General features: G+C 69.3%; 8 protein-coding genes and 1 riboswitch. Of the genes, 6 read left to right on the forward strand and 2 right to left on the reverse strand.

The window, feature by feature from the left end:
- Positions 1-78: 78 nt before the first annotated feature.
- The 3 genes from ABD333_RS17875 (at position 79) to ABD333_RS17885 (ending at position 2504) form a co-directional block, all read left to right on the forward strand.
- On the forward strand, positions 79-1269 hold the full coding sequence (locus tag ABD333_RS17875; RefSeq protein ID WP_344542248.1) for an MFS transporter: 1191 nt from the start codon (positions 79-81) through the stop codon (positions 1267-1269).
- A gap of 118 nt (positions 1270-1387) precedes the next feature.
- A complete protein-coding gene (locus tag ABD333_RS17880; RefSeq protein ID WP_344542250.1) occupies positions 1388-1960 on the forward strand; it encodes a hypothetical protein in 573 nt (190 codons plus the stop codon).
- 16 nt (positions 1961-1976) lie between these two features.
- The gene (locus ABD333_RS17885) at positions 1977-2504 is read left to right on the forward strand and encodes a hypothetical protein (protein ID WP_344542251.1); all 528 of its coding nucleotides are present in this window, start codon (positions 1977-1979) and stop codon (positions 2502-2504) included.
- Here the strand turns inward: ABD333_RS17885 and ABD333_RS17890 are convergent.
- Complete coding sequence (locus ABD333_RS17890) at positions 2461-3369, reverse strand: MauE/DoxX family redox-associated membrane protein (RefSeq protein WP_344542654.1); 909 nt, start codon at positions 3367-3369, stop codon at positions 2461-2463. The genes ABD333_RS17885 and ABD333_RS17890 overlap by 44 nt on opposite strands.
- A gap of 186 nt (positions 3370-3555) precedes the next feature.
- Between ABD333_RS17890 and ABD333_RS17895 the strand changes: the two genes are divergently transcribed.
- The 3 genes from ABD333_RS17895 (at position 3556) to cobN (ending at position 10553) form a co-directional block, all read left to right on the forward strand.
- The gene (locus tag ABD333_RS17895) at positions 3556-4155 is read left to right on the forward strand and encodes a hypothetical protein (RefSeq protein ID WP_344542253.1); all 600 of its coding nucleotides are present in this window, start codon (positions 3556-3558) and stop codon (positions 4153-4155) included.
- A gap of 1326 nt (positions 4156-5481) precedes the next feature.
- The gene (locus ABD333_RS17900) at positions 5482-6744 is read left to right on the forward strand and encodes an HNH endonuclease signature motif containing protein (protein WP_344542254.1); all 1263 of its coding nucleotides are present in this window, start codon (positions 5482-5484) and stop codon (positions 6742-6744) included.
- A riboswitch (cobalamin riboswitch) is annotated at positions 6745-6866 on the forward strand. It begins immediately after the preceding gene.
- 39 nt (positions 6867-6905) lie between these two features.
- Positions 6906-10553 carry a cobaltochelatase subunit CobN gene (cobN, locus tag ABD333_RS17905; protein ID WP_344542255.1) on the forward strand — a complete coding sequence of 1216 codons (3648 nt, stop codon included), beginning with the start codon at positions 6906-6908 and terminating at the stop codon, positions 10551-10553.
- Positions 10554-10556: 3 nt separating this feature from the next.
- Here cobN and ABD333_RS17910 read toward each other — a convergent pair whose 3' ends face one another.
- Positions 10557-11939, reverse strand: a complete 1383-nt coding sequence (locus tag ABD333_RS17910; RefSeq protein WP_344542256.1) for an amino acid permease — start codon at positions 11937-11939, stop codon at positions 10557-10559.
- Between the last annotated feature and the right edge of the window lie 17 nt (positions 11940-11956).

Raw genomic sequence — 11956 nt, forward strand, 5'->3', positions numbered from 1 at the left:
TGTGCCGGACGGTGACATGGCTCACGCGCTGATTATTTTAACCCAGCCTCCCAGCCCGGCCACCTCCAGGAGTTCCCCATGCCCCTCGCCCTGCTGGCGTTGGCGCTCGGCGCCTTCGGCATCGGTACGACCGAGTTCATCATCGCGGGACTGCTGCCCGAGCTCGCGGCCGACTTCGGCACCTCGATCCCGGCCGCCGGCCTGCTCGTCTCCGGCTACGCCTTCGGCGTGGTCGTGGGGGCGCCGGTGATGACGGCGCTCGGCGCCCGGTCGCCGCGCAAGACGATGTTGCTGGGGCTGATGGGCCTCTTCGTCGCGGCACACCTGCTGTCCGCCCTGGCGCCTTCGTACGGCGCGCTCATGCTGGGCCGCATCGTGGCCTCGTTCGCTCACGGCGCGTACATCGGCATCGGTGCGGTCGTGGCCGCCGAACTGGTGCGCCCCGAGAAGCGCGCCAGCGCCATCGCGCTGATGTTCACCGGGCTCAGCCTCGCCAACGTGGTGGGCGTGCCGTTCGGCACGTTCCTCGGCCAGAACCTCGGCTGGCGGTCCACCTTCTGGGCCGTCGCCGGGATCGGCGTGGTCGCCTTGGCCGGAATCGCGCTGCTGGTGCCGCGCGGCCCGCGTCCGGCGACCGGGGTGCGCCGTGAGCTGAAGACCTTCCGCAGCGGGCAGCTGTGGCTCGTGCTGGCGATGACCGCGCTCGGCTGGGCGCCGTTCCTCGCCGTCGTCACGTACGTCGCGCCGCTGCTGACCGACGTCACCGGCTACTCCAGGGGCGCGGTGCCCATCGTCATCACGCTGCTAGGACTGGGCATGCTCGTCGGCGGCCCGATCGGCGGCCGGTTCGCCGACCGCTCCCTGATGCCGAGCGTCTACGTCCTGCTCAGCACGTTGATCGGGCTGTCCGCTGTGCTGATGCTCACCGCGCACAACAAGGTCACCGCGGCCGTCACGCTCACTCTCTTCGGCGTCGTCGGCTCAGCCCTGATCCCGCCGCTGCAGACGCGGGTACTGGACAAGGCGGTCGGCGCGGAGGCGATGGGCTCGGCGGCCAACGTCGCGGCGTTCAACCTCGGGAACGCCCTCGGCCCGCTCTTCGCCGGGCTCGCCATCGACGCCGGGCTCGGATTCACCTCCCCGCTCTGGGTGGGGGCACTGATCGGCGCGGCGGGTCTCGGCGTCGCCGTGATCTCCGGTGCCGCCGACCGGACGTCGCGTCCCGCGCAGGCGACCGCCCCGACCAGCACGACGACCGTCATGAGCTAGCGCTGCCGTCCAGGCTCGAACCGGCGCAAGGCGATCGAGTCCCCGGAATCCCGAAGTGTTCCCGATCACGCCTCGATAGGGTGCGTGGTCGGACAGACCGCAACCAAAGGGGGCGTACGTGAGCGAAGAGCTCGACCAGGTCTACGGGCAGCTGGTGAAACGAAGCTGGCAGCGGTTCGACGAGCAGCGGTTCGCGCGGGAGGTGGACGATCTCCTCGTCGGCGCCGTGGTGACCGCGATGGTGGCCGAGGGCAACGTGCTCATCGACCTGGGCTCCGACGGCAACCACCACCATCTGCGTTTCGAGCACCCGCCGACCAAGCAGCGCGTGCTCTTCCGGCTGACCCACCTCACCGGCGAGGTGATGGCGGCCAAGACGCTCGGCCATTTCGCCTCGGTGCAGATGGGCTACGGCGAGCAGGTCCAGGACGCGCGCACGGTCTGGCAGGCGCTGAAGTCGGAGATCAAGAGCGGTTTCCTGGACGTCGGCGAGCCCGGCGTGATGACGGTGGACGCCGACCTGACCACGAGCTACGTCTACGTGCAGGTGGAACTGCTGCTGGACCTCGCGCCCTACTTCGCGGACCAGTACACGATCAAGTACCCGGTGCTCCAGCAACATCTGGCGGCCGTCCGGCAGGCGCTGGCCAAGTACCTCCGCGGCCGCATCTCCTCCTCCGTCTCCGCCTGAACCCTGGAGCCCATCGATGTTGCAGCTCATCTCGAAGTTCAAGAACAACGCCGAAGCCCGGGAGAGCAAGGACGAGGTCCTCATCGGCGAGATGGTGTTCACCATGGCCTACCAGGGGTGCCCCACCATCGGGTTCCAGGCCGGCACCGACCTGCAGTACGTGAAGTTCAAGCCCGTCCAGGACCAGGTCCTGCACAGCCTGACGATCGTCCTCGACCGCAAGACCGGTGACAGCGCCCTCCAGCAGGCCGTGATCGGCAGCAAGGCGACCCTCACGTTCGTCGCGGAGGTCAAGAACTACATCGCCGACCCCGACGACCTGGTGCACATGTTCAAAACGGACATGGCCAACCTCTTCCGCAGCCCGTGGATGGGCGACATCAAGCTCGACCACCAGCTCAACTCGGTGACCGCCACGAAGAAGCAGATCATCGACATCGACAAGTACACGGGCGCCAACGGCGAGAGCCGCGAGCTCCTCAAGCAGCTCCTGGTCGGGACTATGCGGGAGCTGCGGGAGAAACTCGTCCCCTATAAGAAGTGACGCGCAGCAACGTGTTGAGGCGCTGCGGGGTGTCGGCGCCTCCCGCCGCCAGGACCGTGCCCTGCGCGTCGGTGATGACGGCGAACGGCGGCCACGCGATGTCGTTGACCTCGTAGACGTCCGGGTCGATCACCAGGGGAAGGTCCGCGACGCCGTGGGCGGCCAGGTGCTCGCGCACCGGCCGTTCCTCGGCGGCGCTCACCATGACGACGCGCGCGTTCGCGGCCGCCGCCGCGAACGCGCGCAGCATGGCCGTGCAGGTGCCGCAGCTCGGCGAGATCAGCGCGTACAACGTGGGCCTGGTGTCACCCGCGCGGGGCACGGGAGCCGCCGCGACCCTGAAGCGCGCGCCGGGCCTCAGCCCGGCGGGCGGCGGGGACTCCGGCGGAACGGGACGGCGGCGCCGGGAGATCGCCGCGAGCAGACAAAGATAGAACGCCGACAGGCCGAGCTGAGCGACCGAGAACGCGGCGGGCGCGGAAACCACGGTCATCACAGCGAGAAGCAGGAGCACGCTCGTCCGGGCCACGGTGCGGCGGCTCACCAGGTTCGTCCGCTTGGCCGAGCCGAAGCAACCGCAGTCGACCCGAAGGCCGCGCCGCAGCACCGAGACCATCGCGACCAAAAACACAGCGAAGACCACAGCCGCGACAAGCCCTCCCCACCGCCGGGTGTCAGGCGGAACGAGCAGAACGACGGCGGCCAGCTCGGCGGCGATCGCCGCGACCGCGGCGGGCCCGGTAAGACGGCCGGGCAGAACGCGGTAACCGCCGATGCTTGCCGCGAACCGCCGTACGTCGCGGACCTTGCCGACCACAGCGACCACAAGTACACCGATCAGCGCGGGGTAGGCCGCCGCGGACATGCTCACATCGCCTCCTGACGGTAAGCGGACTCCTCGAAAACGCGACCGGCGGTGACGAGTATGGCCGTACGACCGTCGGCGCGCCGCCGTATCCATCCGGCTCGTCCGCGGATCCACCCGTACGGGGGAACGAACTACCCCATACGGGTGATCATTTTGCCGCTCAGGCTGACGACCCTGGTCGTCATGACAAGATTTCCCCGGCTCCGTTCCGCATGGGCCACCGCGCACGCCCGCGCCGAGGGCGTACCGGACTGGGCCTGGATCGCCGCGCTGGCCGTTCCGCTCACCGTCCTTCCCTCCAGCATCTGGCGGATCGCGATCGTCACCTTCCATCTGCCGATCGGCGAGGGCGCCGAGGGTGACGACGGCCTCCCGTCCTGGCTGCCCGACGAGGTGTACGCGGTGTTGCTCTCGCTCTTCTCCGAGCTCGTGGCGTTCACCGCGGTCGGCCTGGTCGCCACGTGGGGCGAGGTGTTTCCCCGCTGGATCCCGGGCCTGCGCGGCCGGCGCGTACCGCCCCTCGCCGCCGTGATCCCCGCCGCCCTCGGTGCCCTCGTCCTCACCCTCATGTGGACATGGACCGCGATCACCGTGCCCTTGGGCATCAACGTCCGCGGCGAGCCCACCAAGGGCGACAACCCCCTCAGCCTGGACAAGACCGAAGGCGTCATCGCCGCCATCGCCTACGCGCCGCTACTCCTTTGGGGCCCTCTGCTGGCCGCCGTAACCATCGCCTACCACCACCGCCGCCGCGAGATGAGCCACCGGGTGCCCGCCACCTGACGGTCCGGGCTGCCTGCCACCTGACGGTTCGGGCTGCCTGTCATCTGATGATTGGGGCCGCCTACCGCCCGACGGTTCGGGTTGCCTGCCGTCCGACCGCTCGGGTTGCCGGCCATACCGGCGGCTCTGGTCGCCTGTCACCTGATGGTTGGGGTTGCCTGCCGCCCCGACGGTTCGGGTTGTCTGGCGCCTGACGGTTCCTCCGGGCTGGCCGCGTTGGTAGTTGATGGGCTGCGGGGGGATGGGGGTGCGGGTGGTTGCTGCCGCCAGTTGTCGCCGCGTCTGCCTACGATCGCCCAGGGTGGCCTGGGTCGGCGCGGGGCTGGGGGCGATCGGACCGCGGCGCTTCCGGTGCTCACTCGCTGGCGCTCGCTGCGCGCCGGGTCACCGCGGCTCGGGTGGTGGTCGGCTGGGATAGGCGCTTGCGATCGGCTTTGGGTGCTGAACGTTATGAAGGCCGATGTGGGCGCGTGGCTGGGTCACTTTGGTAAAGGTGGCGGGTTAGGTGAGGTTCGATTTGAGGTTGATGTCCGGCTGCGGGCAGTTCGCCCTTTGGCTTAGGGCTTGGCGGCGACGAGGGAGTGGGTGGGGCTTCGTTCGATAGCTGAGCTTTTCGCGTGGCACTACCTCAACCTGATCACTGACCTGAAGCTGTGGCCTCAGCCAACGTGACAGTAACGCTCAGGGAGCTGAGTGTGCGCGCATTGGGTCATTTCGGCTCCGCTCAGCTGTCCACTGTGATCAGCCGCCTTGGCTCCTGATTCACCCGTGCTCAGCTGGCGGCGTGTGTTGGATGGCGATATCGCTCAGGTGGCGATGGGATGGGTGGCTCTACCTCAACCTGATCACTGACCTGGAAGCTGTGGCCTCAGCCAACGTGACAGTAACGCTCAGGTGGCTGGGCGTGTGCGCATTGGGTCATTTCGGCTCCGCTCAGCTGTCCACTGTGATCAGCCGCCTTGGCTTCTGACTCACCCGTCCTCAACTGGCAGCGTGCGTTGGATGGCGATATCGCTCAGGTGGCGATGGGATGGGTGGCTCTACCTCAACCTGATCACTGACCTGGAAGCTGTGGCCTCAGCCAACGTGACAGTAACGCTCAGGAGGCTGAGTGTGCGCGCATTGGGTCATTTCGGCTCCGCTCAGCTGTCCACTGTGATCAGCCGCCTTGGCTCCTGATTCGCCCGTCCTCAGCTGGCGGCGTGCGTTGGATGGCGATATCGCTCAGGCGGCGGAGTTGTGGGCGTTGATGATTATGGCCACATGGGGTCAGTTGTGTGGCGCATTTGTCTGCGAGATGTCGGAGGGTGGCGATATAATAACGGTATGCGTTCGATCGTGGCGGATCTTAATTCCGCTTCCACTGCGGAGTTGGTGGAAGCGATGGCCGCGATCGCCGGTGAACTTACGCAACGGGCCGCACCGGAATCGGCGGCTGTTTGCATGGAGCTCACCGAGACTCTGGCGACGGTGACCGACCAGGCCGAGTTCACCATGGCAGGGATGATCGGTGTTGTTGACAGGGTCGGGGAGATGAAGCGCTGGGGGTTGCCCTCCACGCAGGCATGGCTCCGTTGCCACCTGGGCATGCGAGAGGGCCGGGCCAAGGAACGTATCGCCATGGCGCGGCAGTTGCCCCGGCTGCCTCAGGTGGGCAAGCGGATGGCGGTCGGCGAGCTGTCTTTTGGCTACGCGGCCACCATCGCCGATGCTGTGGGGCGCCTCAACGACGTTGACTGTGGTGTGGCCGAGGAGATCCTGCTGGGGGCGGCCGATGACGGCCTGTCGGCCGGGAAGGTCGCACGGCTGGCAGCCAAGATTCACGATGTGATCGCGGAGCGCGACGGGTCGGAGGAGTGTCCCGAAGGCGCGGTGCGCGGCTACGAGCGTTCCTGGGTTACCGCGAGCAGGTCTTTGGACGGCGGTTGCTACGTCAAGGGCTGGCTCAACCCGGAGGACGCCGCTATCTGGGCCGGGACGCTGGGGCCGCTGGCCAAGCCTGCGGGCACCGACGACCGGCGCGACCTGTCCGAACGCACCGCCGCCGCGCTCTCGGCCGTGCTGGCGGGCGGACACAAGGCCACAAAGGTCACCGTGGTCGTGGACCTGGAGACCCTCAAGGGCGGCGACGCTCCGGCGCGGCTGCTGGACGGTACCGCCGTTCCGGCTGCGCAGGCCCGGCGCATCGCGCTCGCGGCGGGGGTGTCGCCCCTCATTTTGGGTGCGGGCAACGTGCCGCTCTACCTGGGCCACGCCGTACGGTTCGCCAGCCCCGGACAGCGCCGGGTGCTGGAGACGCTTTACCCGAGCTGTGCTGTGCAGGGGTGTGAGGTTCCCGGCTTCCTCTGCGAGGTCGATCACGTGGACGGCTGGGCGCTCGGCGACAGCCCCACCGACATCGACAAGTTGACCTTGTGTTGTGGTTGGCACAACCGGTGGAAACACGCCAATCCGGATCAGATGCAGATCCGCCAGGCCGACGGCCGATATGTGTACCGGGCACTGCCGCCCGGCAATGTCCGCAAGATCCGCCCCAAAGAACCCGAGTGGCTCGACCGCTCGGGCGATCCCTGGCGCCAGTCCGCCTGACTGGTGCCTGCGTAGACTGGGCGCGCGACGGTGGGGAGGGAACCCGGTGTGATTCCGGGGCTGTCCCGCAACTGTGACCGGTGATCCGGAAGCCAGAGTACTCCCGGCCGGCGCGTACCTCTTTCCCTAGCCGGGGCGCGGACCCCGGAGGAGGCCTGCCGATGCGTGCCCTGCTGCTGTCGACCGCCGATACCGAGCTTCTCGCCGGAGCCGATGCGGGGTTCGTGACCGCCAATCCGGTACGGGTCGGCCCCGACGAGATCGATCTGCGGGGTGTCGACGTCGTCGTCGTCCGGCTGCTGGGCGGGCGCAAGACCTGGCCGGAGGGTGTGGAACGGCTGCGTTCGTCCGGTCTGCCTGTTGTTTTTCTCGGTGGCGAGGGCGATCCGGACGCTGAGTTGATGGCGTTGTCGACCGTTCCTGCGGGGGTGGCGGCGGAGGCTCTGGATTATCTGAGGGAGGGCGGAGTCGCCAACCTCCGGGAGCTGGCCCGCTTCCTGTCCGACACGGTGCTGCTGACGGGGGAGGGCTTTGCGCCGCCGGTCGCGATGCCGTCGTACGGGCTGCACGGAAACTATCGGGTTGAGCCCGGTAGGCCGACGGTCGGGGTTGTCTTCTACCGGGCGCATGAGCTGTCGGGGAACGTCGGGTTCGTCGACGTTCTGTGCGAGCAGATCGAGGCGCGGGGGGCTAACGCTTTGCCGGTCTTCTGCGGTTCGTTGCGCGGGGCCGATGAGGGGCTGCTGGAGCTGCTCGGCGGGGCGGACGCGCTGATCGCCACCGTGCTGGCGGCGGGCGGGTCGGTGGCGAGCGGCGCGAGCGCGGGCGGGGACGACGACTCCTGGGACGCGGGGGCGCTGGCCACGTTGGACGTTCCGGTGATCCAGGGGCTGTGCCTGACGTCGTCCCGGGCGGTCTGGGAGGAGTCGGACGCGGCTTTGTCGCCGATGGACGCGGCCATGCAGGTCGCGATCCCCGAGTTCGACGGGCGCCTCATCTCGGTGCCGTTCTCGTTCAAGGAGGAGGGGCGCGACGGGATCCCGGTGTACGTGGCGGATCCCGAACGTGCCGCGCGGGTGGCGGGGATCGCGGTCCGGCACGCGCGGCTGCGGCAGGTGCCGAACGCGGAGAAGAAGGTCGCGCTGGTCCTGTCGTCGTATCCGACCAAGCACGCGCGGGTCGGCAACGCGGTCGGGCTCGACACGCCCACGTCGGCCGTACGGGTGTTGCGGCAGATGGGGGAGGCCGGGTATGACCTGGGCGGCGATGCGACGTTGTGGGCAGATCCGGGCAGCGGGGATTCGCTCATCCATGCGCTGATCGCGGCGGGTGGGCATGACGTCGAGTGGCTCACCGAGGACCAGTTGCGGCAGGCCCCGGCGCGTGTGTCGCTGGCGGCGTACGAGACGTGGTTCCGGGCGCTGCCGGAGGGCTTGCGGGAGGGCGTCCGGCGGCACTGGGGCGAACCGCCGGGCGAGCTCTATGTGGACGGCGACGAGATCGTGCTCGCCTCACTGCGGTTCGGGAACGTCGTGCTGATGATCCAGCCGCCGCGGGGGTTCGGCGAGAATCCGATCGCGATCTACCACGATCCGGATCTGCCGCCCTCGCATCACTACCTGGCTGCTTATCGGTGGCTGGACAGGGAGTTCGGCGCGGACGCCGTGGTGCATCTGGGCAAGCACGGGACGCTGGAGTGGCTGCCGGGCAAGGGGCTTGGGCTGTCGAGCGAGTGCGCTCCTGATGGTGTGCTGGGCGATCTGCCGCTGGTCTACCCGTTCATCGTGAACGACCCGGGCGAGGGAACGCAGGCCAAGCGGCGCGGGCACGCCACGATCGTCGACCATCTGGTGCCGCCGATGGCCCGCGCCGACACCTACGGCGACCTGGCCAAGCTGGAGCAGCTCCTCGACGAGTACGCGACGGTGAACGATCTCGACCCGGCCAAGCTGCCGACGGTGCGGGCGCAGATCTGGACGCTGATCCAGGCCGCTCAGCTGCATCATGACCTGCATCAGGAGGAGATGCCGGGCGAGGACGAGTTCGACGAGTTCGTCCTGCACCTCGACGGCTATCTGTGCGAGATCAAGGACGTGCAGATCCGTGATGGGCTCCACATCCTGGGGCAGGCGCCGGAGGACGAGGCGCGGGTCAACCTGGTGCTGGCCGTGCTGCGCGCCTCGCAGGTGTGGGGCGGCGTGGCCGGGGCGATGCCGGGGCTGCGGGCGGCGCTCGCCGCGTCGTACGGGCTGGACGAGAAGGTGCTCCTGGCCGATCCCGGAGCGGCGGCGGAGGCGGGCGGGCTGGCACGGCTCGCCGACGGCCCCGCTCGTACGGCCTCGGATGTCATCGATCTGCTGGAGGCGGTGGCCCGGCGGCTCGTCGAGGGCATGGAGGAGCGCGGCTGGAGCGTGGCGGAGGCCAAGGTGGTCAGCGCGGAGGTGCTCGGCCGGGAGGTGACCGAGGTCGTCCGGCTGCTGGAGTTCGGCGCGGCCGAGGTCGTGCCGCGGCTGAACGCGACGAACGACGAGATCGGGGCCGTGCTGCACGCGCTGGACGGCGGGTACGTGCCCGCCGGGCCGTCGGGCTCACCGACGCGCGGCCTGGTGAACGTGCTGCCGACCGGCCGCAACTTCTACTCGGTCGACCCGAAGGCGATCCCGTCGCGCAACTCCTGGGACGTCGGTGTCGCGCTCGCCGACTCGCTCATCGAGCGGCATCTGGCCGATACGGGAGAGTACCCGTCGAGCGTCGGGCTGACGGTGTGGGGCACGTCGGCGATGCGCACGCAGGGCGACGACATCGCGGAGGTCCTCGCGCTCATCGGCTGCCGTCCGACCTGGGACGACGCGTCGCGGCGGGTGACGGGGTTCGAGGTCGTGCCGGCCGCTGAGCTGGGGCGGCCGCGCATCGACGTGACGCTGCGGATCTCCGGGTTCTTCCGCGACGCGTTCCCTCACGTCATCGGGCTCATCGACGACGCGATCCAGGCGGTCGCGGGGCTGGACGAGCCGGGCGAGCTCAACTTCCTGCGCCGGCACGCGCTGGAGGACCGCGCGGCGCACGGCGACTGGCGGCGTGCCACCACGCGGATCTTCGGCTCCAAACCGGGCGCGTACGGCGCGGGCCTGCTGCCGCTGATCGACGCGCGCAACTGGCGTGACGACCGCGACCTCGCCGAGGTGTACGCGGTGTGGGGCGGCTACGCGTACGGGCGCGGGCTCGGCGGACGTGAGGCGCGCCCGGACATGGAGGCCTCGTTCCGGCGCATCTCGGTCGCCGCCAAAAACCAGGACACCCGCGAGCACGACATCGTCGACTCCGACGACTACTTCCAGTACCACGGCGGCATGGTCGCGATGGTCCGTTCGCTGACGGGTCGTGATCCGGCGGCGTACGTGGGTGACTCCGCGCTTCCCGACCAGGTCAGGACCCGCACTCTCGCCGAGGAGACCCATCGGGTCTTCCGCGCCCGGGTGGTCAACCCGCGCTGGATCGCGGCGATGCGGCGGCACGGCTACAAGGGCGCGTTCGAGCTGGCCGCGACCGTGGACTACCTGTTCGGGTACGACGCGACCGCGGGGGTCGTGGACGACTGGATGTACGAGTCGCTCGCCAAGGAGTACGTGTTCGACGAGGAGACCCGCGCGTTCATGGAGCAGTCCAATCCGTGGGCGCTGCGCGGCATCACCGAACGGCTGCTCGAAGCCGTCGACCGCGAGCTCTGGGCCGAGCCCGACCCGGACGTCCTGGACCGCCTCCGCGAGACCTACCTCCAGCTCGAAGGCGACCTGGAGGGCGGCGAGTGACGGTCACACCCCGCCGGTGACGGGCGGCGTCCTGCCGAAACGTTTGCGCAACGGGTACATCGCGGCGACGACGAGCAGGCTCACGACGGAGGCGACCAGCTGCGAGCGCTGGTCGGCCATGAGGGCCATGGAGACCAGGACGGCCAGGAGGGCGGCGATGACCAGCAGGGTGAGGTACGGGTAGCCCCACATCCGGTAGGTCAGGGCGGCGGGGTCCTCGCGTTCCAGGCGGGCGCGGAGGCGGAGCTGCGACAGCAGGACGGCCAGGTAGACGAACGCCAGGATGGCGCCGATGGAGTTCATCAGGAACTTGAAGACCGCGTCGGGGGAGGCGTACGAGGCCACGACCGCGCCCCAGGCGGCCACGGTGCCCAGCAGGACGGCGCGCACGGGGACGCCGCGGCCGTTCAGCGCGACCAGGCCCGCCGGTGCGTCGCCGTCCCGGGTCAGCACGTACAGCATCCGGGACGAGACGTAGATCGCCGAGTTGAGGACCGACAGCACGGCGGTGAGGATGACCACCTGCATGACGGTGCCGGCGGCGGGCACCCCGATCCGGTCGAGCGCGCTGACGAATGGGCTGGTCAGCACCTTGGCGTCGTTCCACGGCAGGATCGCGACCACGAGGAGGATGGAGCCGACGTAGAACAGCCCGACCCGCCACAGGACGTTGCTGGTGGCCTTGGCGACGGCGCGGCCGGGCTCCTTGCTCTCGGCGGCCGCGATGGTGACGATCTCGGTGCCGCCGAACGCGAACATGACGATGACGATCGCCGAGAACACCGACGTGAGGCCGTTCGGCAGCAGCCCGCCGTGGCCGGTGAGGTTGCCGAGGCCGCCGGTCGAGTCGGGCCAGAGGCCGAGGACGTAGAGCACGCCGAGCAGGAGGAACACCAGGATCGCGGCGACCTTGATCGAGGCGAACCAGAACTCGAACTCGCCGAACGAGCGCACGGACACCAGGTTGATCGCGGTCATGACGACCAGCAGCGCCGCGGCCAGGATCCACTGCGGCAGGTCGATCCAGGTGGCGAGGATCGCGGCGCCCGCCACGGCCTCGGCGCCGACCAGGATCACGTACAGGTACCAGTAGAGCCAGCCGATCGTGAAGCCCGCGCCCGGGCCGAGCGCCATCCGCGCGTACTCGGCCAGCGAGCCCGCGACCGGCCGCGCCACCACCATCTCGCCCAGCGCCCGCAGCACGCACAGGACGAGGAGGCCCGCGGCGGCGTACGACAGGACCGCGGCGGGCCCGGCGGTCCTGATGACGGCGCCGCTGCCGACGAAGAGACCGGCGCCGACCGCGCCACCGATCGCGAGCATGGTCATGTGGCGGCGCCGCAGCCCGGTCTGGAGACCACGGGTGGCGGGCGGTGTTTCGGGCATTACCTAACTTTCCGGTC

The organism is Actinomadura fulvescens, assembly GCF_039533225.1.
GTDB lineage: Bacteria > Actinomycetota > Actinomycetes > Streptosporangiales > Streptosporangiaceae > Spirillospora > Spirillospora fulvescens.